At 37.5% G+C, this 20,869-nt stretch carries 31 protein-coding genes and 1 pseudogene; 1 reads left to right on the top strand and 31 read right to left on the bottom strand.

Going from position 1 to position 20,869, the window contains the following annotated elements:
• From BHF70_RS10245 to hxlB (BHF70_RS10105), 29 genes are all read right to left on the bottom strand, one after another.
• On the bottom strand, window positions 1–645 hold the full coding sequence (locus BHF70_RS10245; protein ID WP_075760131.1) for an adenylate kinase: 645 nt from the start codon (window positions 643–645) through the stop codon (window positions 1–3).
• Window positions 646–748: 103 nt separating this feature from the next.
• On the bottom strand, window positions 749–2,065 hold the full coding sequence (secY, locus tag BHF70_RS10240) for a preprotein translocase subunit SecY (protein ID WP_075760130.1): 1,317 nt from the start codon (window positions 2,063–2,065) through the stop codon (window positions 749–751).
• A gap of 1 nt (window position 2,066) precedes the next feature.
• Window positions 2,067–2,510 carry a 50S ribosomal protein L15 gene (gene rplO, locus BHF70_RS10235; RefSeq protein WP_075760129.1) on the bottom strand — a complete coding sequence of 148 codons (444 nt, stop codon included), beginning with the start codon at window positions 2,508–2,510 and terminating at the stop codon, window positions 2,067–2,069.
• A gap of 28 nt (window positions 2,511–2,538) precedes the next feature.
• Window positions 2,539–2,721 carry a 50S ribosomal protein L30 gene (rpmD, locus tag BHF70_RS10230; RefSeq protein WP_075760128.1) on the bottom strand — a complete coding sequence of 61 codons (183 nt, stop codon included), beginning with the start codon at window positions 2,719–2,721 and terminating at the stop codon, window positions 2,539–2,541.
• 13 nt (window positions 2,722–2,734) lie between these two features.
• Window positions 2,735–3,244: a 30S ribosomal protein S5 gene (rpsE, locus tag BHF70_RS10225; protein WP_075760127.1), complete on the bottom strand. Its 510-nt coding sequence runs from the start codon at window positions 3,242–3,244 to the stop codon at window positions 2,735–2,737.
• Between the two features lie 14 nt (window positions 3,245–3,258).
• A complete protein-coding gene (gene rplR, locus BHF70_RS10220; protein WP_075760126.1) occupies window positions 3,259–3,627 on the bottom strand; it encodes a 50S ribosomal protein L18 in 369 nt (122 codons plus the stop codon).
• A 14-nt stretch (window positions 3,628–3,641) separates the two neighbouring features.
• Window positions 3,642–4,184 (bottom strand): 50S ribosomal protein L6, encoded by a 543-nt coding sequence (gene rplF / locus BHF70_RS10215; RefSeq protein ID WP_075760125.1) that lies wholly within the window; start codon window positions 4,182–4,184, stop codon window positions 3,642–3,644.
• A 213-nt stretch (window positions 4,185–4,397) separates the two neighbouring features.
• Window positions 4,398–4,799, bottom strand: coding sequence for a 30S ribosomal protein S8 (gene rpsH / locus BHF70_RS10210; RefSeq protein ID WP_075760124.1), 402 nt, complete (start codon window positions 4,797–4,799; stop codon window positions 4,398–4,400).
• Window positions 4,800–4,822: 23 nt separating this feature from the next.
• A complete protein-coding gene (locus BHF70_RS10205; RefSeq protein ID WP_008393389.1) occupies window positions 4,823–5,008 on the bottom strand; it encodes a type Z 30S ribosomal protein S14 in 186 nt (61 codons plus the stop codon).
• 14 nt (window positions 5,009–5,022) lie between these two features.
• Entirely contained in the window at window positions 5,023–5,562 is a 540-nt protein-coding gene (rplE, locus tag BHF70_RS10200) for a 50S ribosomal protein L5 (protein ID WP_075760123.1), read from the bottom strand.
• A 23-nt stretch (window positions 5,563–5,585) separates the two neighbouring features.
• Window positions 5,586–5,897 carry a 50S ribosomal protein L24 gene (gene rplX, locus BHF70_RS10195; RefSeq protein WP_075760122.1) on the bottom strand — a complete coding sequence of 104 codons (312 nt, stop codon included), beginning with the start codon at window positions 5,895–5,897 and terminating at the stop codon, window positions 5,586–5,588.
• A gap of 12 nt (window positions 5,898–5,909) precedes the next feature.
• Entirely contained in the window at window positions 5,910–6,278 is a 369-nt protein-coding gene (gene rplN / locus BHF70_RS10190) for a 50S ribosomal protein L14 (RefSeq protein WP_009264114.1), read from the bottom strand.
• 33 nt (window positions 6,279–6,311) lie between these two features.
• Window positions 6,312–6,566: a 30S ribosomal protein S17 gene (gene rpsQ / locus BHF70_RS10185; RefSeq protein WP_075760121.1), complete on the bottom strand. Its 255-nt coding sequence runs from the start codon at window positions 6,564–6,566 to the stop codon at window positions 6,312–6,314.
• A 24-nt stretch (window positions 6,567–6,590) separates the two neighbouring features.
• Window positions 6,591–6,794, bottom strand: a complete 204-nt coding sequence (rpmC, locus tag BHF70_RS10180) for a 50S ribosomal protein L29 (RefSeq protein ID WP_075760120.1) — start codon at window positions 6,792–6,794, stop codon at window positions 6,591–6,593.
• Window positions 6,784–7,221 (bottom strand): 50S ribosomal protein L16, encoded by a 438-nt coding sequence (gene rplP, locus BHF70_RS10175; RefSeq protein WP_075760119.1) that lies wholly within the window; start codon window positions 7,219–7,221, stop codon window positions 6,784–6,786. Before rplP ends, rpmC begins: the two co-directional genes overlap by 11 nt.
• On the bottom strand, window positions 7,221–7,871 hold the full coding sequence (gene rpsC / locus BHF70_RS10170; protein WP_075760118.1) for a 30S ribosomal protein S3: 651 nt from the start codon (window positions 7,869–7,871) through the stop codon (window positions 7,221–7,223). The genes rplP and rpsC overlap by 1 nt, the downstream gene beginning before the upstream one ends.
• A gap of 12 nt (window positions 7,872–7,883) precedes the next feature.
• Window positions 7,884–8,273, bottom strand: a complete 390-nt coding sequence (gene rplV / locus BHF70_RS10165; protein ID WP_075760117.1) for a 50S ribosomal protein L22 — start codon at window positions 8,271–8,273, stop codon at window positions 7,884–7,886.
• 27 nt (window positions 8,274–8,300) lie between these two features.
• Window positions 8,301–8,579 (bottom strand): 30S ribosomal protein S19, encoded by a 279-nt coding sequence (rpsS, locus tag BHF70_RS10160; protein WP_075760116.1) that lies wholly within the window; start codon window positions 8,577–8,579, stop codon window positions 8,301–8,303.
• A 16-nt stretch (window positions 8,580–8,595) separates the two neighbouring features.
• Complete coding sequence (gene rplB / locus BHF70_RS10155) at window positions 8,596–9,438, bottom strand: 50S ribosomal protein L2 (RefSeq protein ID WP_075760115.1); 843 nt, start codon at window positions 9,436–9,438, stop codon at window positions 8,596–8,598.
• Between the two features lie 67 nt (window positions 9,439–9,505).
• Window positions 9,506–9,805 (bottom strand): 50S ribosomal protein L23, encoded by a 300-nt coding sequence (gene rplW, locus BHF70_RS10150; RefSeq protein ID WP_075760114.1) that lies wholly within the window; start codon window positions 9,803–9,805, stop codon window positions 9,506–9,508.
• Entirely contained in the window at window positions 9,805–10,425 is a 621-nt protein-coding gene (gene rplD / locus BHF70_RS10145) for a 50S ribosomal protein L4 (protein WP_075760113.1), read from the bottom strand. The genes rplW and rplD overlap by 1 nt, the downstream gene beginning before the upstream one ends.
• Before the next feature lie 29 nt (window positions 10,426–10,454).
• Window positions 10,455–11,084, bottom strand: a complete 630-nt coding sequence (gene rplC / locus BHF70_RS10140) for a 50S ribosomal protein L3 (protein ID WP_075760112.1) — start codon at window positions 11,082–11,084, stop codon at window positions 10,455–10,457.
• A gap of 113 nt (window positions 11,085–11,197) precedes the next feature.
• Window positions 11,198–11,518, bottom strand: coding sequence for a 30S ribosomal protein S10 (gene rpsJ / locus BHF70_RS10135; RefSeq protein ID WP_075760111.1), 321 nt, complete (start codon window positions 11,516–11,518; stop codon window positions 11,198–11,200).
• 485 nt (window positions 11,519–12,003) lie between these two features.
• Window positions 12,004–12,954, bottom strand: coding sequence for an aldo/keto reductase (locus tag BHF70_RS10130; protein WP_083638422.1), 951 nt, complete (start codon window positions 12,952–12,954; stop codon window positions 12,004–12,006).
• 118 nt (window positions 12,955–13,072) lie between these two features.
• A complete protein-coding gene (gene hxlB, locus BHF70_RS10125; RefSeq protein ID WP_075760110.1) occupies window positions 13,073–13,630 on the bottom strand; it encodes a 6-phospho-3-hexuloisomerase in 558 nt (185 codons plus the stop codon).
• Window positions 13,631–13,651: 21 nt separating this feature from the next.
• Complete coding sequence (hxlA, locus tag BHF70_RS10120) at window positions 13,652–14,278, bottom strand: 3-hexulose-6-phosphate synthase (protein WP_075760109.1); 627 nt, start codon at window positions 14,276–14,278, stop codon at window positions 13,652–13,654.
• Window positions 14,279–14,329: 51 nt separating this feature from the next.
• On the bottom strand, window positions 14,330–15,478 hold the full coding sequence (locus BHF70_RS10115; protein WP_075760108.1) for a 3-hydroxyacyl-CoA dehydrogenase NAD-binding domain-containing protein: 1,149 nt from the start codon (window positions 15,476–15,478) through the stop codon (window positions 14,330–14,332).
• A gap of 27 nt (window positions 15,479–15,505) precedes the next feature.
• Entirely contained in the window at window positions 15,506–16,504 is a 999-nt protein-coding gene (locus BHF70_RS10110) for a dihydroxyacetone kinase subunit DhaK (RefSeq protein ID WP_075760107.1), read from the bottom strand.
• 13 nt (window positions 16,505–16,517) lie between these two features.
• Window positions 16,518–17,081, bottom strand: a complete 564-nt coding sequence (gene hxlB, locus BHF70_RS10105; RefSeq protein WP_075760106.1) for a 6-phospho-3-hexuloisomerase — start codon at window positions 17,079–17,081, stop codon at window positions 16,518–16,520.
• 203 nt (window positions 17,082–17,284) lie between these two features.
• On the opposite strand from hxlB (BHF70_RS10105), the gene BHF70_RS10100 reads away from it, so the two are divergent.
• Window positions 17,285–18,052 (top strand): DeoR/GlpR family DNA-binding transcription regulator, encoded by a 768-nt coding sequence (locus BHF70_RS10100; protein WP_075760105.1) that lies wholly within the window; start codon window positions 17,285–17,287, stop codon window positions 18,050–18,052.
• Window positions 18,053–18,127: 75 nt separating this feature from the next.
• Here BHF70_RS10100 and BHF70_RS10095 read toward each other — a convergent pair whose 3' ends face one another.
• Entirely contained in the window at window positions 18,128–19,186 is a 1,059-nt protein-coding gene (locus tag BHF70_RS10095; RefSeq protein ID WP_075760104.1) for an NAD(P)H-dependent flavin oxidoreductase, read from the bottom strand.
• 6 nt (window positions 19,187–19,192) lie between these two features.
• Window positions 19,193–20,858, bottom strand: a pseudogene (locus BHF70_RS13040) (acetyl-CoA carboxylase carboxyltransferase subunit alpha).
• Between the last annotated feature and the right edge of the window lie 11 nt (window positions 20,859–20,869).

The raw sequence follows: 20,869 nt of genomic DNA, 5'->3' as shown, positions 1-20,869 counted from the left end.
TTATGCCTCTAAAATAGATTTAATCTCATCAAAAACAACTTTAATATCCTGGGTTCCATCAATTTCAAACAAGGAGCCAGCTTCTTTATAATGTTTAATTAAAGGAGCTGTCTGTTCATGATACACATCCAGACGCTTCTTTACTGTTTCTTCTTTATCATCATCACGAAGCACCAGTTCTCCGCCACATGTATCACAGCAGTTTTCTTTTTTCGGAGGATTATATACAAGATGGAATATTGCTCCACACTCTTTGCAAGAACGTCTTCCAGACATTCTTTTAATGATATTTTCATCTGGTACTTCAATATCAATTGCGTAATCAATCTTGGCTCCTTCTTTTGCCAATGCTCCATCCAGAGCATCTGCCTGAGGAATTGTTCTAGGGAATCCGTCTAAAATGAATCCTTCTGCACAGTCATCTTTATGAATACGATCTACAACAAGATCACATACCAGTTCATCTGGTACCAGAAGTCCCTGATCCATATATTCCTGAGCCTTTTTACCTAATTCCGTTCCTTCTTTAATATTGGCTCTAAAAATATCACCTGTTGAAATATGCGGAATCTTATATGCTTCTGCAATCTGCTTAGCCTGAGTACCTTTTCCTGCTCCTGGAGCACCTAACATTATAATTTTCATAATTAACCCTCCTTTACAATAATGCATAATAAAGCGGACAAGACCACCTTAACTCCTTATAAGCACAAAGAAGCTGTAGTGAAACTACAGCTTCTTTTTATACTTACTCACTTAAAAAACCAGAATAATTCTGTACTAACAATTGTGACTTGATCTGTTTGATTGTTTCAAGAATAACACCTACAACGATGATGATGGATGTTCCTCCAAATGAAACACTTGCACCAAAAACTCCATTAAAGAAAAATGGTACAATTGCAACAATTGTTAGTCCTGCAGCTCCTATAAATATAATATATTTTAATATTTTATTCAAGTAATCTACTGTAGGTTTTCCCGGTCGGATTCCTGGAATAAAACCGCCCTGCTTTTTCATATTATTTGAAATTTCCAACGGATTAAAAGTAATCGATGTGTAGAAATATGCAAACAAGATAACAAGCACAATGTAGATCACCAATCCAAGTGATCTTTTTGGATGAGCTGCATCAAACCAGGTGGACGAATTTAAACTTGTCAATACCTTTCCAAAAAATCCGTTATTTTCATAATGGAATAAGTTCTGCAGCATTACTGGAAACTGCATAATGGATGAAGCAAAGATAATTGGGATCACCCCTGCTGTATTGACTTTTAAAGGAATGTTGCTGGACTGTCCACCAACCAGCTTTCTTCCCTGCATCTTCTTAGAATACTGTACCGGTATATGGCGCTCTGCATCTGATAAGATAATAACAAATACAACCATTGCAAGTATTACACCTGCAATCACACATCCTGCAATAAGCGCAGGCCCGATCTGTTTCCCTTTCATAAACTGATTATAAAGAGATACAAAATCTCCCGGCATTCCAGAAACTATGTTAATTAACAGGATAATAGAAATACCATTCCCTATTCCGCTTTCTGTAATGCGTTCCCCAAGCCACATAACAAGTACTGCACCTGCTGTCAGCGCAATAATCATTGTGACAATAGTAAACTTTGTATAATCGGTTCCCAAAGCACCTCTGTTGGCAAATCCAATTGCCAGTCCGGCACCTTCGATAACCGCGAGAACAACTGTTACATATCTTGTAATCTTTGCCATTCTCTTTCTTCCATCTTCTCCATCTTTCTGCATTTCTTCCAACGCTGGAATGACGATGGTCATAAGCTGCATAATAATGGAAGATGTGATATATGGTGTTACACTTAATGCAAATACAGACATCTGCATAAATGAACCTCCGGTGAAAGAGTTCAGAAGGCTGAATGAATCGCCTAATGTACTCTTCAGATATGCACTGATCTGTGCACTATCAATCTCCGGTATTGGTAACTGTGATCCAAAACGAACAACAATTAATATTAGTGTCGTAAATAATAGTTTTTTTCTTAGTTGCTTGTTTTTAAAAGCGCTGACTACAGCGTTTGACATACTAGATCACCTCAGCTTTTCCACCCAGTGCTTCGATTTTTTCTTTAGCACTTGCGCTGAATGCATTTGCTTTTACATTCAGTTTCTTAGTAAGTTCTCCATTTCCTAAGATTTTGACACCGTCTCTTGGATTAGAAACGATTCCTGCTTCAATTAATGTTTCTACAGATACTTCTGCACCATCTTCAAATCTTTCTAAAACAGATACATTGATTCCAACGATTTCTTTAGAATTAATACATTTGAAACCTCTCTTTGGAATACGTCTGTATAAAGGCATCTGTCCACCTTCAAAACCTGGTCTTACTCCACCGCCTGAACGAGCTTTCTGTCCTTTATGTCCTTTACCTGCAGTTTTTCCATTTCCTGAACCATGTCCACGACCTCTTCTAAATGCGTCGCTATGAGTAGATCCTTCTGCAGGGCGTAAGTTTGATAATTCCATTCCTTGCACACCTCCTTGCCGAATAATTTTAGATTTCTTCTACTTTTACTAAATGTTTCACCTGGTGAATCATTCCGCGAGTTGCTGCGTTATCCGGCAGCTCAACTGTTTTATTAAGCTTTCTAAGCCCTAAAGCTTCTACAGTTTTTTTATGTTTTGGAATTGCACCGATTGTTGATTTTACTAAAGTAATTCTTAATTTATCTGCCATTTTCGATTTCCTCCTATCCTAATAGCTCTTCTACTGATTTTCCACGTAGTTTTGCTACCTGTTCCGGAGTCTTTAAGTTCTTTAATCCTTCGATTGTTGCAAGTACAACGTTCTGTTTATTATTAGAACCTAAAGATTTTGAACGAATGTTTGTATATCCTGCAAGTTCAAGTACAACACGAGAAGGTCCACCAGCGATGATACCAGTACCTTCTGGAGATGTCTTTAATAATACAGATGCTCCACCAAAATGACCTGTGAAGTCATGTGGGATTGTTCCTTTTTCATCGATTGGTACTTCAACTAATTTTTTCATTGCAGCTTCTTTACCTTTACGGATAGCTTCTGGAATTTCAGCTGCTTTTCCTAATCCAGCACCAACATGACCATTTTTATCCCCTACAACAACTAATGCTGCAAATCTCATGTTACGTCCACCTTTTACAACTTTTGTAACTCTCTTGATGGATACAACTTTTTCTTCCAGCTCTAACTGACTAGGGTCGATAAGTGTATGCTTCATTTGACTTCCTCCTATTAGAATTTCAGACCAGCTTCACGAGCTGCATCTGCTAATGCTTCAATTTTTCCATGATAAATAAATCCGCCTCTGTCAAAGACAACTTCTGTAATACCTTTTGCCAGAGCTCTTTCAGCGATAACTTTTCCTAAATAGCTAGCTGCGGCAACATCGTTTGTTTTATCAAGTTCCGCTTTTACGTCTTTCTGAGTTGTTGAAGCAGATACTAATGTATTTCCAACAGTGTCGTCAATAATCTGAGCGTACATATGATCATTACTTCTAAATACACTTAAGCGAGGTCTTTCGCTTGTTCCATTGATTCTATTGCGAAGTTTATAGTGTTTTTTCGCACGAATCTTGCTTCTTGATTCTTTTCTAATCATCCTATATCACTCCTTTATTTAGCCCCGGTTTTACCAACTTTACGTCTAATAACTTCGTCAGCATACTTGATACCTTTTCCTTTGTAAGGTTCAGGTTTTCTAAGTTCTCTGATTTCAGCTGCGTACTGTCCAACTTTTTCTTTGTCAATACCTTTTACGATAATGATGTTCTGTCCTTCCATAACAGTTTCAATACCTTCTGGGTCAGACATAACAACAGGATGAGAGAAACCAAGGTTAAAAGTGATTTCTTTTCCTTTTTTCTGTGCTCTGTAACCAACACCATTGATTTCCAGTTTCTTTTCGTATCCTTCAGATACACCTGTAATCATGTTGGCAATTAATGATCTTGTAAGACCATGTAAAGACTTCATTTTCTTTAAGTCATTTGGTCTTGTAACAACAACCTGATTATCTTCAACTTTGATTGTCATTTCTACTGGTAAATTCTTTTCCAGTGTTCCTTTAGGACCTTTTACAGTCACTTTGTTTCCTTCTTCAATCTTTACCTCTACTCCTGCAGGGATATCGATTGGTAATCTACCTATACGAGACATAGGTTACCTCCTTAAATTGTCGGAAGGGATAAAAATCCCTTCTGTTTTCAGAATGATTTGAAATATTGCTTTCATACGATATTCATAAATATAAGAAGTTACACTCGACTAGCGTAAAAACTTCGTTTTCACTTGTTTTTACTGAGTCTCGGTAACGGCTTTCGCACTAAACTCGAACATCACTTACGCTCGTTCTTGTCAAGTGCTCAATGCCTACCAGATAAATGCTAATACTTCTCCACCCACGTTTGCTTTTCTTGCTTCTTTATCAGTTAACAGTCCTTTGTTTGTTGAGATGATCGCAATTCCCAGTCCACCTAATACTTTAGGAAGTTCTTCTGCTCCAGCGTAAACACGGAGACCTGGTTTAGAGATTCTCTTAAGTCCTGTAATGATTTTTTCATTTTTATCTGCACCGTATTTTAATGTAATTACGATTGTGCTGAATGAACCTTCTTCTTTGATGTCATAAGCTTTGATGAAACCTTCTTTTAATAAGATTTCTGCAATCGCTGTCTTCATCTTAGAAGCAGGAATTTCTACTGTATCATGTTTCGCAGTATTTGCGTTACGAATTCTTGTAAGCATATCTGCAATTGGATCGCTCATTGTCATTTATATGTTCCTCCTTCCTTATTCTACCAGCTTGCCTTTTTGACACCTGGAATCTGTCCTTTATATGCTAATTCACGGAAGCAAACTCTGCAAATTCCGTATTTTCTTAAATATGCATGTGGACGTCCACAGATTCTACAACGGCTATATTCTCTTGTTGAGAATTTTGCTTTTCTTTTTTGTTTTGCAACCATTGACTTCTTAGCCATGGGAACCCTCCTAACTATTTCTTAAACGGCATACCAAATAAAGTTAATAATTCACGAGCTTCTTCATCAGTGTTCGCTGTTGTAACGAAGATAATATCCATTCCTCTTACTTTATCAACTTTATCGTATTCGATTTCAGGGAAAATTAACTGTTCCTTAATACCTAATGCGTAGTTACCTCTTCCATCGAAAGAGTTCTGGTTAACTCCTCTAAAGTCACGTACACGAGGTAATGCTAAGTTAATTAAACGATCAGCGAATTCATACATTCTTTCACCACGTAATGTAACTTTACATCCGATAGGCATACCTTCTCTTAACTTAAAGTTCGCAACAGACTTTCTTGCTCTTGTTACGACTGCTTTCTGACCTGAAATTTTTTCAAGATCAGCAACTGCAGAATCTAAAAGCTTTTTATTTTCTTTTGCTTCACCAACGCCCATATTGATAACGATCTTTTCAAGCTTTGGTACCTGCATAATATTCTTATATTCGAATTTTTTCATCATAGCATCTTTAATTTCGTTGCTATACTGTTCATGTAATCTACTCACCTGCGTAAACCTCCTCTCTCTAATTAGTCGATAACTTCGCCAGTTGCACGTGCAACACGTACTTTTTTACCATCAACTACTTTATAGCCAATCTTTGTTGTTTTTCCATTATGCACATACATTACATTGGAAACATCCATTGGTCCTTCCTGGCTTACGATTCCTCCCTGCTGATTTGCAGGACTAGGTTTTGTATGCTTTGTGATCATGTTGGCACCTTCAACTGTAACAGTACCTTTTTTCTGATCAACAGCAATTACTTTTCCTTCTTTGTCTTTATCTTTACCAGCGATAATCTTAACTAAATCGCCTTTTTTAATTCTAATTGCTGACACAGTGTTTCCTCCTTATAATACTTCTGGTGCTAATGAAACAATCTTCATGAATTTCTTGTCTCTAAGCTCTCTTGCCACTGGTCCAAAGATACGAGTTCCTCTTGGATTCATATCGTCTTTGATAATTACAGCAGCATTTTCGTCAAATTTAATATAGGAACCATCTTTACGACGAGCACCTTTCTTTGTACGAACTACAACTGCTCTTACTACATCACCTTTTTTTACAACGCCACCTGGTGTTGCATCTTTGACTGTAGCAACGATCACATCACCAATGTTAGCATATCTTCTGGTAGATCCTCCTAACACACGAATGCAAAGGATTTCTTTTGCTCCTGTGTTGTCGGCTACTCTAAGTCTTGACTCCTGCTGAATCATTCCTTTATTCTCCTTTCCAACTGAACAAAAAGATTATTTTGCTCTTTCGATAACTTCTACAAGTCTCCATCTTTTATCTTTAGAAAGAGGTCTTGTTTCCATAACTTTTACTCTATCTCCAATGTTACATTCGTTATTTTCGTCATGAGCCTTTAATTTGTAAGTTCTCTTAACGATTTTCTTATATAAAGGATGTTTTACGTTGTCTTCGATTGCAACTACGATTGTTTTATCCATTTTATCACTGATAACACGACCTACACGTGTCTTTCTTAAATTTCTTTCCACAACAAATTCCTCCTTTCGAATTTACTAAGCATTAGCTTTTGCTGTAATTGCACCCTGAATACGTGCAATATTTCTTCTTACTTCTTTGATTCTGCTTGTATTCTCAAGCTGATTTGTTGCATTCTGGAATCTTAAATTGAATAATTCCTTTTTCGCAGCTACTAGCTCATTGTTTAATTCGTCTAATGACTTATTATTTAATTCTTTTACAAAATCTTTAGTTTTCACTGTTGTCACCGCCTTCTAAAGCTTCACGAGAAACAATTTTACACTTTACAGGTAGTTTGTGTACAGCAAGACGTAACGCTTCTCTTGCGAGCTCTTCACTTACGCCACCGATTTCAAACATAACTCTTCCTGGTTTTACAACTGCTACCCAATATTCTAAGTTACCTTTACCTTTACCCATTCGAGTTTCAGCAGGCTGTGCTGTAACTGGTTTGTCAGGGAAAATCTTAATCCAAACTTTACCACCACGTTTGATGTAACGAGTCATGGCAACACGGGCTGCTTCGATCTGGTTTGCTGTGATCCATCCTGGTTCACAAGCTACGATACCGAATTCACCGTATGTGATTTTATTACCGCGTAATGCTTTTCCGCGCATGCTTCCACGGAACTGTTTACGACGTTTTACTCTTTTTGGCATTAACATTATTTATTTCCCCCTTCCTTTTTTGATGGAAGTACTTCACCATGGTAAATCCATGTCTTAACTCCGACTTTACCATAAGTTGTATCTGCTTCAGCAAATCCGTAATCAATATCTGCACGAAGTGTCTGAAGAGGAATTGTTCCTTCGCTGTAGAACTCTGTACGAGCCATGTCTGCTCCACCTAAACGTCCGGAAACAGCTGTTTTAATTCCTAAAGCACCAGCTCTCATTGTACGCTGCATGCAGGATTTCATTGCACGTCTGAAAGAAATACGATTTTCTAACTGCTGTGCAATATTTTCTGCAACTAACTGAGCGTCTTTATCTGGTCTTTTTACTTCCTTAACATCAATCAGTAACTTTTTGTCTGTCATCTTCTGGATTTCTTTTTTCAGTTCTTCGATGGATGCTCCACCTCTACCGATAACTACTCCAGGTTTTGCTGTATAAACAATTAATTTTACTCTATCAGATGCTCTTTCGATTTCAACTCTTGAAATTCCAGCATTATATAATTTTTTCTTTACATATTTTCTGATTTTATCGTCTTCTACAAGATTATCTGCAAAATCATCTTCTGCATACCATCTAGAATCCCAATCTTTAATAATTCCGACTCTCAGACCATGAGGATTTACTTTCTGTCCCATGTTTGCCTCCTTCTATCTTTCATCAAGCACCAGTGTAATGTGGCTCATTCTATGTTCAATTCTATAAGCTCTACCCTGTGCTCTAGGTTTTACTCTCTTCATTGTAGGTCCTTTATTTGCATAACATTCTGCAATATAAAGGTTTTCTGGGTCCATTCCATTATTATTTTCTGCATTAGCAATTGCAGATTTTAATAATTTTTCAATTAATGTTGAAGCATATCTTGGATTGTAAAGTAAAATTCCAAGTGCTGTTTCTACGTCTTTTCCTCTGATCGCATCTAATACAAAAGCTGCTTTTGTTGTAGAAACTCTAGCATTTCTTAATGTAGCTTTTGGTCTTGTATCTTTGTTTGCATTTCTCTCTTTTTTATACTGAGATCTGCTGTATTTCTTAGCCATTTAAATGAAACCTCCTTCCAAACTTGATTATCTCATTCCGGATTTTTTCTCAGCTTTATGTCCACGGAAAGTTCTTGTTGCTACGAACTCTCCAAGTTTGTGTCCAACCATATCTTCTGTAATATAAACTGGCACATGTTTTCTTCCATCATGAACAGCAATTGTGTGTCCTACGAATGATGGGAAGATTGTAGAACGACGAGACCATGTTTTAATAACACTTTTGTCTCCTGCTTCGTTCATAGCGTCTACTTTCTTAAGCAGACTCTTATCTGCAAATGGTCCTTTTTTAAGTGAACGAGCCATAAGTTACCTCCTTGTACTATTTAACAGTTTTACCATCTCTTCTTCTTACGATCATCTTGTTAGATTGTTTGTTTTTCTTACGTGTCTTAAGTCCTAATGCAGGTTTACCCCAAGGTGTGCATGGTCCTGGTCTACCAATACCAGTCTTACCTTCACCACCACCGTGTGGATGGTCATTAGGGTTCATAACAGAACCACGAACTGTTGGGCGGATACCCATATGACGTTTACGTCCTGCTTTACCAATGTTAACAAGGTCGTGTTCGATGTTTCCAACCTGACCGATAGTAGCTCTACATACTACAGGCACCATTCTCATTTCACCAGATGGTAAACGAAGTGTTGCATATTTTCCTTCTTTTGCCATTAACTGTGCTGAGTTACCTGCAGAACGTACTAACTGTCCACCTTTTCCAGGATACATTTCAATATTGTGAACTTCTGTACCAACTGGAATATTTGCCAATGGAAGGCAGTTTCCAACTCTGATTTCTGCTTCCGGACCGTTCATAAGAGTTGTTCCAACGGCTAATTTGTTCGGAGCAATGATATATCTTTTTTCACCATCTGCATATGTTAATAATGCGATGTTTGCTGTTCTGTTTGGATCGTATTCGATTGCTGTTACTGTAGCAGGAATTCCATCCTTATTTCTCTTAAAGTCAATAATTCTATATTTTCTTCTAGATCCGCCTCCGCGGTGTCTTACTGTGATTTTACCCTGATTGTTACGACCAGCGTTCTTCTTTAAAGAAGTTACCAGAGATTTTTCTGGAGTTGATTTTGTAATAGTATCAAAATCTAATCCGGTCATATGTCTTCTAGAAGGTGTATATGGGTTATATGATTTGATTCCCATGTTGATCTCCTTTCAAATCTGTTTTATTATCACGCTTGTACTGCGTATAGTCTTTAGCTGCTAAATTTTACAGTCCTTCGAAAATTTCAATATCAGCACTTTCTGCTGTTAACTGAACGATTGCTTTCTTTGTTTTAGCAGTTTTTCCAAAAGTCATTCCACGTCTTTTTGTTTTACCATCATTGTTCATTGTGTTAACTTTTGCCACTTTTGTTCCTTCGAACATTTTTTCCACTGCTTCTTTAATCTGGGATTTAGTTGCAGATGGATGAACTAAAAAAGTATATTTCTTTTCAGCCATTGCATTCATACTTTTTTCTGTTACAACCGGCTTTAAGATAACGTCATAATATTTAATATCTGCCATTATGCATATACCTCCTCGATATTTGCAACTGCTTCCTTAGAAACAACTACAGTGTCGTATTTCAAAATATCATATACATTGATTGTGCTTGTCAATGCTGTTTTTACACCAGGAATGTTTCTTGCAGATAAGATTAAGTTATCATTCTTATCTCCCATTACTACTAATGCTTTGCTTACATTGAAGCTGTCTAACATATTTTTAACATTCTTAGTTTTGATTTCGTCGAATTTAAATTCATCTACTACGATAAATTTATCTTCCTGAACTCTGGATGTTAAAGCAGATTTCAGAGCTAAACGTCTTTCTTTTTTGTTTAACTTTTTGCTGTAATCTCTTGGTGTTGGAGCAAATACAACTCCACCGCCTGTCCACTGTGGAGCACGGATAGATCCCTGTCTTGCATGACCTGTTCCTTTCTGTCTCCAAGGTTTTCTTCCACCACCACGAACTTCAGAACGTGTTTTAGCTTTCTGAGTTCCCTGACGGTTATTTGCTAACTGGCTTACAACTGCCAGATGTACTAAATGTTCATTTATTTCTACGCCAAAGATGCTGTCATTAAGATCTAATTTTTCAACTTCTTTGCCTTCCATGTTTAACACAGATACTGTTGCCATCTTAAATAGTCCTCCTTTCTTTTAAAGACCTATGCCTTTACTGATTCTTTTAACATTACTAAAGATTTTTTAGGTCCTGGTACAGCACCTTTTACTAAAATAATGTTCTGTTCAGCGTCAACTTTTACTACTTCCAGATTCTGGATTGTAACTCTTTCAGCTCCCATATGTCCTGGCATTTTCTTTCCTTTGAATACTTTACTAGGATCAGATGCCATACCATTGGAACCTGCATGACGATGATATTTAGAACCATGGGCAGATGGACCTGATTTCAAACCATGACGTTTGATACCACCAGCATATCCTTTACCTTTTGATGTTGCAGTTGCATCAATTTTATCTCCTGCTGCGAAGATGTCAGCTTTAATTTCCTGACCTACTGTATATTCTTCTGCATTTTCAAATCTGAACTCTCTTACAAATCTCTTTGGAGTTACAGAAGCTTTATCGAAATGCCCTTTCTGAGGTTTGTTGATTCCTTTTTCTTTTTTATCAACAAATCCAACCTGAACTGCACTGTATCCGTCATTTTCAACTGTCTTTACCTGAGTAACGACACAAGGTCCTGCCTGTAATACAGTAACTGGAATCAACACTCCATCTTCATTGAAGATCTGAGTCATTCCGACTTTTGTTGTTAAAATCGCTTTTTTCATTTTGATTGTTCCTCCTATTAATCTACAGCGGATTATAACGTGTTACGTTGTAATCATCCTAGACGCTACAAGCTTAAGGGGATACCTCACTACTCATAACCCTTCGGGATTACTTATTTTGTCTTCATCTTGATGTCGATGTACACACCAGCTGGTACTTCTACTTTTGATAAAGCATCAACTGTTTTCTGTGTTGGTGTAATAATATCAATTAATCTTTTATGAGTTCTCTGTTCGAACTGTTCTCTGGAATCTTTATACTTATGTGTTGCTCTAAGAATTGTGATGATTTCTTTCTTAGTTGGCATAGGTACTGGTCCACTCACCTTAGATCCTGTTTTTTTAACTGTTTCGATAATACTCTTTGCGCTTGCATCGATTAACTGATGATCATACGCTTTCAATGTAATTCTCATTACCTGACTTGCTGCCATAAAAAAAGCCGCCTCCTTTTCGCACTATAATTTTCTTGTAGCACGACAAGTGGTGACTGTACACTCCTCCGTGTGTATCGTGAAATCTACACACTGCGTCTCTATTTGTAGTATTCTTTTTGAATACATGCAAAAATAAATAGATTGTAATTCGTACAGTGACTTGTCGCCAGTTTTAACAACTTGACATTTGCTCCACGGAAAACCTGCACCGGCTTTTACCGGTACAGCAACCTCACGCTTCAACGCTATCAAGGTCACAACGATTAGATTATATATGAAAAGAAAGGGAAATGCAAGAATTTTTTTCACTTTTTTTGAATGTATGAAAGAAAGTACAATACAGCAGATTTCTAGTACATATATAATAGAAGAAACTCATTTCTCTCACCGAATATTACGAAATAGTTAGAATCATACAATATATCTTAAATTTAAAAATAATCCTTCACCTGCACACCTGACAGGCAAAGGATTAAAATATATTATAAGTAGTTTCCAAACCGGTCTTTTTCCGGTTCATTTCCTGCTTCAATCATTTCATTCAACAACGGGAAACGATAAGTTCTTCCATCATCTCCAATGCGAATCTGCTTTTTGGTTAATTCCTGTATCTGATTCATTTCATCTTTAGTTAACTCAAAATCAAATATATCTTTATTTTGAAGAATACGCCTCGGATTTGCAGATTTTGGAACAACTCCAAATCCATTTTGCACATGCCAGTGCAAAATAATCTGTGCCGGTGTTTTTTTATGTGTTTCTGCAATTTTTCTGATCACCGGATCCTCCATCACATTTCCGCTGGCTATATGTCCTGAATGACCTTCCGCACTTGTTTTAGGATCTCGTCTTGCTTCTCCTCCTGCTGACAAAGGACTCCATGAAACCGGAAATACATTATTTTCTCTACAATAATCTACAATCTCATATTGCATTAAGTATGGATGCATTTCAATCTGATTTACCATCGGCATAATTCCTGTGTTTTGTGCACATTGTTCCATATGCTCCGGATAAAAATTACTAACTCCAATGGACCGGATCATACCTTCCTCATACATACGCACCAGTGCCTTCCATGTAGGCACGTATTTATCTTCTCCCGGCCAGTGAATAAGAAACAGATCCAGATATTCCAGTCCAAATCGTTTCAGCGAAGCCTCCACTGCATACATGGTATTATCATAGCCCTGAAAACGATTTCTTATTTTGGATGTTATAAAAAATTCATTTCTTTTTTTACCAGATTGACGAATTCCCTCCCCCACTGCTTCTTCATTTAGATAGACCTGAGCTGTATCCACAGCTGTATAACCATTTTTCAATGCATACGCAACCATTTCTGAGCATTTTTCACCTTTTAGTTTCCATGTTCCAAATCCCAGATATGGCATTTCTACTCCATTCTCTAAAGTTCTTACCGGTATCTTCATATATTCCACCTCTTTCATTTCTCGTAATAACGGGGAGAAAAGAGTGTTGCACCAGAAGTACAACACTCTCTAATATACAAATATCTCTTTTTACCTAAACAGCTGCTGTAATTTTAATCTATTCCATATTTGCATGACGTTTAAACAAATCTTCATTTGTCTGATTTGTTAATTTCATCAAATCCATTACCATTGCATCATAGGTAATCCAGCATAATTCCTCAAAGGATGAACCGGAAGCCTGCACAGATGCTTTTCCTTTCCCTTTCACTTTTTCAGTTTCTCCAGGAATCTTAATCGCAGCATCCGCCATAGATCCGATGGTATTTTCCGGGAACATGGTAAGTGTTGCGACTTTAGCTCCCTGCTCTTTTGCTTTTTGGGAATTAGACACAAGACTTGCTGTATTTCCTGAACCAGAACCTACAATTAATAAATCTCCTGCCTGAATAGATGGTGTCGTTGGTTCTCCAACAAAATATACCGTATATCCAAGATGCATCAAGCGATTAGAGAATCCTCTTGCAGCAAATCCGGAACGTCCGGCACCACCGATGAAAATACGGTTTGCTTCTGTAATGAGCTTTTCCACAGCTTTTAAATCGTCATCATTGATCTGTGCTGCATTTTCTTTTAACTCATCAAGAATCGCAAAAATATTTTTACATTCTGTCATAATTTAATTTCCTCCCGACTCTTATAACATAGCCTCTTTGATTGCTTTTGCTTCTGCTACCGGATCTTCTGCACGTCCAATAGCACTTCCCACAATTACAATATCCGGTTTTAAGGCTACATATTTATCGATTGTTTTGCTGTTGATTCCTCCAGCTACCGCAATTTTAGATTTTTTAGCGCACTGAACCATTACTTCTAAATCCTGAATTGGTTCTCTTCCAACAGCCTGTGCATCTGCTCCAGTATGTACAGCCAATACATCAACTCCAACTTCCTCTAATTCTGCTACTTTTCCAGGAATATCTTCAATTGTAATCATATCAACAACTAATTGTTTTCCATAATCCTGTGTTGCTTTAAAAGCACCTTTTACTGTTAATAAATCAGCTACTGCACAAACTGTTACATAATCAGCTCCTGCTTTAATTGCATTTTCTGCTTCAAGATATCCCCCATCCATGATCTTGCAATCTGCCAGAACTTCTTTATCAGGGAATGCTTTTTTAAATGTTTCAACTGCATTATTTCCAGAATCAAGGCAGAATGGAGTACCAATTTCAATAATATCTACATAATCTTTTACCTTTTCCATTAATTCTAATGCTGCATCCATTTTCATTTCATCTAAAGCTAACTGTAATTTCATAATTCTTCCTCCTAAAATTCTATAAAATCATTTTTTATATTATCTTTTACTTTATTTTTTTAATTCATTGTAATACTTTACAATTTCATTAAACATTCTGCTTCCTTCTTCGATTCCTGTATAATGAGGAATTGCTTTTTCAATTCCATTATCAGCAACGTACTGAAGTAATTCTACAGACTGCTCATCTTCTTTCACATCAAACAAGAATGCAGCTGCAATTCCTTTTAATAACATGGCATTTGGAAGTCCCGCTTCTTCACACTGAGTTGCCGGTCCTACCAAACGGTCTTCTGGTCCAAGCTTACGGATTGGTGCTCTGGAAATACGTGATACTGTATCTGTGATTCCAGGTGTCAGGAAACGGTTTACTGCAAATTCAATATAATCTGCCATTTCCTGGTGTGTAAATCCATGTTTCTTCTCCAGCAGCGCTGCCACTTCAAACATAACATCTTTTGTCATCTTTACATTTTCTTCTGATGCAAAATAGTCCTGAATAATTTCATATCCCATCAGATGTGCCATGTATCCAGACCATGCATGACCACAGTTGATAGTATAAAGCTTTCTTTCAAGGAATTTCTGCAGATTATCTGTATATTCTGCACCTTTGATTGGAGGATTCTCCGGATCTGTCAGTTTATTTACCTCCACTGCCAATTCATGATCTTTACCGATTTCTATTCCGTCTCTTCCATCACGATCTGTCCCAAATACCATACGGTCAACGGCTGTATTTGGAATTGCTGCTATGCTATCTAACTCTTCTTCAGAAATAATTCCTGTAGCAACAATTTCTTTTTTCAGCATATCACCACAGAACAATGCATTTTCACAAGGGATTACATTTATCTTTTCTTTTCCTGCATCCAATCTTGCTTTTAATCCTTTTGCGAGATTTCCTGCAATTTTAGGGAAGTTATCTGCCAGAACTGCAGTTGTTACAACATCTGCGTCTACGATTGCCTGTGCAACTTCTTCTCCCTGTGTAATTGGAGATAATGCAGATACTTTATCAATTTCTTTTCTTTTATAATCTTCTTCAATAACATACAGATAGTAGTTATGGTATTTGTTCAGTTCTTCATTTACTTTTTCGTTTACATCCACGAATACAATCTCATAACCGGTATCATGCAATAAATCAGCAATAAATCCTCGTCCAATTTTTCCTGCTCCAAAATGTACAGCTTTCATTTTTTCTTCCTCCTAAAAATATTTCCTTTATATTTCTATTCCCGGTGACTTTGCTTCATAATCCAAAAGCTCTTTTAACTCTTCATCCAGCTTCATCACGGTTAATGCTGCCCCATTCATATCCAGAGAAGTCACATAATCTCCAATAAAGACTTTATAAATAGAAAGTCCTTTTTCCTTCAGGTATGCTTCTATCTGATCATACAGGACATACAATTCCATAACCGGTGTTGCTCCAAGACCAGATAACAGCACAGCCACTTCATCTCCACTATCTGGTTCCAGATCTGCAATCACTGCTTCAGCCATATCTCTTGCAATATCTTTTGCCGGTTTCAGTTTTTGTACATTAATACCCGGCTCACCATGATGTCCTATACCAAATTCCATATTACCATCATCAATCTGGAAATTTGGATGTCCCACAGCCGGGATGGCACATGGTTCCAAACCCACACAAATGCTTCTGGTATTATCCACTGCTTTCTGTGCAGTTTCTATAACCTCATCTAAATCTGCACCCATGGCAGCTTTAGCTCCGCCGACTTTCCACATGAAAACACCACCGGCAATTCCATGTCTCTTTTCTTTTGTTTCCTTTGAAGAAGATGCCACATCATCTGTTGCAGTAACAAATTTAACAGTAACACCTTTCTTTTTTGCCATGCGCACTGCCATTTTAACATTCATATTATCACCAGCATAATTACCAAAAAGACAGGCAACACCTTTTCCCGCATCTGCTTCCATAAATGCATCATAAAAGGCCTGTGCCGATGGAGAAGAAAAAATTTCTCCTACCGCAACTGCATCCATCATATTTTTGCCTACATATCCAAGAAATGCCGGTTCATGACCGCTTCCGCCTCCAGTTACAAGTCCGACTTTTCCTTCAACTGGTGCATCTTTATATTTTACAACCCGGTCATTGTTTTCTGAGCGGACAATTAAATCATCATATGCTTTCACAAAACCTTTGACCATATCTTCAACAATATAATCCGGATCATTTACAAATCTCTGCATTGATTTACTCCTTTTACTCTAAGTTTGTATGTCGTCCCATCATTTCTTCACTGGTCTGGCCCAGTCTATCCATCAGAGTCATAATAATACTGTCATACGTAAGCCAGCTCATTTGTTCAAACAAATTCCCCATTGGCTGAACAGATTCTGCCAGGTTCTTTTCTCCTTCTGCTTTTTTTGGTGTTGATCCGGGAACAGTTACAATAACATCAGCCATCTGTCCTATAGTATGAGCAGGGAACATTGTAACAGTTGCGATTTTAGCTCCAACCCCTTTAGCTTTTTCTCCCATGACAATTAAGCTCTTAGTTGTTCCTGATCCTGATCCAAGAATAATAAGATCTCCTTCTTTAATTGGAGGGCAGGAAATTTCTCCTACAAAATGTACATCAAATCCCATGTGCAGAAGTCTATTTGTAAAACCTCTTGCTGCAAGTCCTGAACGTCCTGCTCCTGCCAGAAAAATCTTTTCTGCATTTACCACAGCGTCAGCTAAAGCCTGAATTTCCTCTTCTTTTACCATTCCAGAATATTTTGATAATTCATCCGTTATCATTTTTAATTTTTTGGCTTCCATACTTCCAACTCCTTCTTATGGACAATTTCATTGTGTTGTTTTGTGCTGTTTTGTTGCTTTATGGTGTTATTTTAACTTCACTCGCCACATTTGTCAATATTTTTGTTGGCATTTTTTGTACTTTTGAGAGTTTTTGTGAATTTATTTCGTTGACTGATATATTTTCATATTGTAAAATAGAAATTGTAGGAAGGAGATTCAAAATGGGGAAATTAATTGCCGCTGAGCGACAAAAAGAAATTTTGAAATTGCTGCATGATAATGGCAGTGTTAAAATCGGACAGCTGGCCGAACAATTTCAGGTTTCCAGAGAAACAATTCGAAGAGATCTGTCCTACCTGACAGAAATCGGTGCTGCCCAGAGAAGCCACGGCGGTGCTACATCAATTTATGAATTCGGAACAGTTCCAATCGAAACTCGTATCAACAAAGATGCTGACATTAAAACAAAGCTTTGTGAAAAAGCACTGGAGTTTATTCCTCAAACCGGAGTTATCTACCTGGATGCCGGCAGTACTATTGTACATATGGCAAAACTTTTAAGTCAGCGTTCCGGATGTACCATCGTAACCTGCTCCTTAAGTGCAGCAAATGTACTAATTGGCAGTGACAATACAACTATCATTACAGGCGGACAGCTTAATCCTGGGAATATGTCTGCAGAAGGTTTTCAGGCAACAAACTTTATCAACAATCTGAAAGTTGCTGTTTCCTTCCTTGGAACTAATGGATTTGAACAGCATAAAGGACCTGCTGTATCTGATTTTTCCGACGCACAGACTAAACAGGCCATTATTCCCAATTCAAAACTGAATGTTGTAATCGCAGACAGTTCCAAAGCTTGTGCATCTGCCCTTATTCAATATGCCAGCTGGAGAGATATTGACTATTTTATTACCGATAGTAACCTGCCAAAACCTCTATACGATTCTATTAGAGAAATGACTAAAGTTATTCTTGTAGATCTGTAGAGTATAAGAAAAAATGAGAATAGAAAAAGGATTCAGCAATTTTGCTGAATCCTTTTTCTATTCTCATTTTTTGAATTAAATATATCTTGCAATAACTTCTTTTACAGTTGTCATTTTATTGTATTTCCATGCATCTGCGCCACAAAACAGCAAAGCATCATCGATTTTGCCTTCTACAGCATTAATTAATCCTTGTGAAATACAATAAACTGTCTCTTTCACATTACATTTTTCCATACACTGATAGCAGTGCTTTGGAGCGATCCGACCTTTTTCTTGTATCATTGTCATAAATTTATTACGAATAGCTCTTCCAGGCATGCCTACAGGACTTTTTACGATTATAATATCATCTTTTTTACAATTAATATATGTATCCTTATATGCCTGACTTGCATCACATTCTTCTGTCACAACAAAAGGAGTCGCAATCTGAATACCTGAAGCTCCCATATCCATATAATGCTGCATTTCTTCCTTGCCGGAAATTCCACCAGCAACAATAACCGGAATATTCTTTCCATATTTCTCTTCATATGGTTTTACCATCTCTAAAATCTGTCGAATATTCTCATCGTGTTTTTCATTAATCTGCGGATCCATCAGTTCTTCATATTTAAATCCCAGATGTCCTCCTGCTTTAGGACCTTCGATAATCATTGCATCTGGTGCTATATGATGTTTTTTATCCCACATTTTCAAAATAACTCTGGCAGATTTTGCAGGAGATACAATTGGTACCAGCTTGGTTTCACTTCCTTTTGCTATAGCGGGAAGTTCAGTCGGAAGCCCTGCCCCTGTAATGATCAAATCAATTCCATTTGCAATGGATTCTTTCACATAGGCAGCATAATTTTTTGTTACTGCCATAATGTTAATTCCCAGGATTCCTCCACCAGCAATTTCTCTTGCACGCTCAATATGTTTCCCAATAGCTCTTAAGTTTGCTTTTTGAGGATTTTCCATAAAATCAGGCTCTTTATATCCTATCTGTGCAGCTGATAAAACACCAATTCCGCCTTCCTTGGCTACCGCTCCAGCCAGAGAACTAAGACTGATACCAATCCCCATTCCCCCCTGAATAATCGGAACTTTTGCTGTAAGATTTCCTATTTTTAATTCTTTCACAAACAACCTCCATTAAAATTTACGGAAGCGCTCATAACGCTCTGTCACAATTTCTTCTGGTGTCTTTTCATCATATTTTGAAATGAACTCACCAATCATCTGTTTTAGTTGTTCAGAAATATCCATGATATTTTCAACAGATGCAGGTTCAGGTTCCGCAATGATTTGCTCAATAATTCCCAGTTCTTTTAAATCCTGGGCAGTGATTTTCATAACCTTTGCTGCTTCTGATGCACGGTTTCCATCCTTCCACAAGATAGCTGCAAATCCCTCCGGAGAAAGAATAGAATATGTAGAATTTTCTAAACTCCACACTTCATTTCCTACTGCCATGGCAAGGGCTCCACCACTTCCTCCTTCACCAATCATTATAGACAAAATCGGCACTTTAATATTTGACATTTCAAATAAATTTCTGGCAATTGCCTCTCCAACACCACCTTCTTCTGCCTCAATTCCGCAGAATGCACCTGGTGTATCAACAAACAAAATAATCGGACGATGGAATTTTTCTGCTTGCTTCATCAATCGCAGAGATTTCCTATATCCTTCTGGAGAAGGCATACCAAAATTTCTTTTAATATTCTCTTTTGTTGAACGACCTTTCTGCTGTCCTATAACAGTTACAGGTCTTCCACCGATAGAAGCTAAACCTCCTACGATTGCTTTATCATCACCAAACAATCTGTCTCCATGTAATGACATGAAACGATCAAAAATCGCAGAAATATAATCAAGGCTTGTTGGACGTTCTGCAGATCTGGATATCTGAACTCGTTCCCAAGGTGTAAAATTATTGCTCATACTCACAACTCCTTATCACAGTAGCTAACACTTTTCGCAGATTTTTACGTTCTACAATCTTATCAACAAATCCATGATCCAGCAGAAATTCTGCACTCTGGAATCCCTCTGGGAGCTTCTGCCCTATGGTTTGCTCAATAACCCTTGGACCTGCAAATCCGATCAAAGCGCCCGGTTCCGCCAGAATTACATCTCCAAGCATTGCAAAACTTGCTGTAACACCTCCGGTAGTCGGATCTGTCAGAACAGTAATATATAACAATCCTGCCTCATCATGTTTCTTAAGAGCTGCAGAAGTCTTTGCCATCTGCATTAAAGATATAATACCTTCCTGCATTCTGGCTCCTCCCGAACATGTAAATATAATTACCGGAAGTCTAAGTTCAGTGGCTCTTTCTACTGCTCGAGCAATTTTTTCACCAACGACCTCTCCCATACTTCCCATCATAAAATCTGCTCCCATAACAGCAATTACAACATCTTTTCCGCAGATCTGACCTCTTCCGGTAACCACTGCCTCATTAAGATTTGTAGTTGACTGCTGACGTTCTAATTTTTTCTTATAACCTGGGAATTTAAGAGGATCACTGGTTTCCATTTTTTCATCCCACTCCTGGAATGTATCTTTATCCAGAACCATTGCAATTCTTGTCTTTGGCCGAATCCTGAAATAGCTTCCGCAAAATGGACATACATAGTAATTTTCAATAACATCTTCGTTATAAACCGGTTTTCCACATTCATTACATTTCTGGAACAATCCATCCGGAGTCTGAAATTCCAATAACGTATCTTTTGCCTTTCGGATTTTTTCCGCCTGTTTTTTCTCCTGAGGCGTTAACGTCCTTTTTTTAAACATCTCTTTTAATGACATAGTATCTCACC

It is taken from the genome of Anaerostipes sp. 494a (assembly GCF_001940315.1).
GTDB lineage: Bacteria > Bacillota > Clostridia > Lachnospirales > Lachnospiraceae > Anaerostipes > Anaerostipes faecalis.
The sequence above is the reverse complement of the archived record's forward strand: the minus strand, read 5'-3'. Positions and strand labels throughout refer to the sequence as shown.

Excerpts from the sequence above, each read along its gene's own strand:
- hxlB (WP_075760110.1), bottom strand. The coding sequence starts at position 13,630 with ATGACAGAATGTAAAAATATTTTTGCGATTCTTGATGAGTTAAAAGAA.
- rplR (WP_075760126.1), bottom strand. The coding sequence starts at position 3,627 with ATGATTAGAAAAGAATCAAGAAGCAAGATTCGTGCGAAAAAACACTAT.
- rpsS (WP_075760116.1), bottom strand. The coding sequence starts at position 8,579 with ATGGCTCGTTCACTTAAAAAAGGACCATTTGCAGATAAGAGTCTGCTT.
- rplW (WP_075760114.1), bottom strand. The coding sequence starts at position 9,805 with ATGGCAGATATTAAATATTATGACGTTATCTTAAAGCCGGTTGTAACA.
- rplC (WP_075760112.1), bottom strand. The coding sequence starts at position 11,084 with ATGAAAAAAGCGATTTTAACAACAAAAGTCGGAATGACTCAGATCTTC.
- BHF70_RS10115 (WP_075760108.1), bottom strand. The coding sequence starts at position 15,478 with ATGAAAGCTGTACATTTTGGAGCAGGAAAAATTGGACGAGGATTTATT.
- rpsJ (WP_075760111.1), bottom strand. The coding sequence starts at position 11,518 with ATGGCAGCAAGTCAGGTAATGAGAATTACATTGAAAGCGTATGATCAT.
- BHF70_RS10130 (WP_083638422.1), bottom strand. The coding sequence starts at position 12,954 with ATGAAGATACCGGTAAGAACTTTAGAGAATGGAGTAGAAATGCCATAT.
- rpsH (WP_075760124.1), bottom strand. The coding sequence starts at position 4,799 with ATGACAATGAGCGATCCAATTGCAGATATGCTTACAAGAATTCGTAAC.
- BHF70_RS10110 (WP_075760107.1), bottom strand. The coding sequence starts at position 16,504 with ATGCAGAGATTTGTAAATGATCCGGATTATATTGTTGAAGATATGGTC.
- secY (WP_075760130.1), bottom strand. The coding sequence starts at position 2,065 with ATGTCAAACGCTGTAGTCAGCGCTTTTAAAAACAAGCAACTAAGAAAA.
- BHF70_RS10205 (WP_008393389.1), bottom strand. The coding sequence starts at position 5,008 with ATGGCTAAGAAGTCAATGGTTGCAAAACAAAAAAGAAAAGCAAAATTC.
- rpmD (WP_075760128.1), bottom strand. The coding sequence starts at position 2,721 with ATGGCAGATAAATTAAGAATTACTTTAGTAAAATCAACAATCGGTGCA.
- hxlB (WP_075760106.1), bottom strand. The coding sequence starts at position 17,081 with ATGGAAGCCAAAAAATTAAAAATGATAACGGATGAATTATCAAAATAT.
- rplF (WP_075760125.1), bottom strand. The coding sequence starts at position 4,184 with ATGTCTCGTATAGGTAGATTACCAATCGATATCCCTGCAGGAGTAGAG.
- rplO (WP_075760129.1), bottom strand. The coding sequence starts at position 2,510 with ATGGAATTATCAAACTTACGCCCTGCAGAAGGATCTACTCATAGCGAC.
- rpsC (WP_075760118.1), bottom strand. The coding sequence starts at position 7,871 with ATGGGACAGAAAGTAAATCCTCATGGTCTGAGAGTCGGAATTATTAAA.
- rpsE (WP_075760127.1), bottom strand. The coding sequence starts at position 3,244 with ATGAAGCATACACTTATCGACCCTAGTCAGTTAGAGCTGGAAGAAAAA.
- rplP (WP_075760119.1), bottom strand. The coding sequence starts at position 7,221 with ATGTTAATGCCAAAAAGAGTAAAACGTCGTAAACAGTTCCGTGGAAGC.
- rplV (WP_075760117.1), bottom strand. The coding sequence starts at position 8,273 with ATGGCTAAGAAATACAGCAGATCTCAGTATAAAAAAGAGAGAAATGCA.
- hxlA (WP_075760109.1), bottom strand. The coding sequence starts at position 14,278 with ATGAAATTACAGTTAGCTTTAGATGAAATGAAAATGGATGCAGCATTA.
- rplN (WP_009264114.1), bottom strand. The coding sequence starts at position 6,278 with ATGATTCAGCAGGAGTCAAGACTTAGAGTAGCCGACAACACAGGAGCA.
- BHF70_RS10100 (WP_075760105.1), top strand. The coding sequence starts at position 17,285 with ATGGGGAAATTAATTGCCGCTGAGCGACAAAAAGAAATTTTGAAATTG.
- rplB (WP_075760115.1), bottom strand. The coding sequence starts at position 9,438 with ATGGGAATCAAATCATATAACCCATATACACCTTCTAGAAGACATATG.
- BHF70_RS10245 (WP_075760131.1), bottom strand. The coding sequence starts at position 645 with ATGAAAATTATAATGTTAGGTGCTCCAGGAGCAGGAAAAGGTACTCAG.
- rplD (WP_075760113.1), bottom strand. The coding sequence starts at position 10,425 with ATGGCAACAGTATCTGTGTTAAACATGGAAGGCAAAGAAGTTGAAAAA.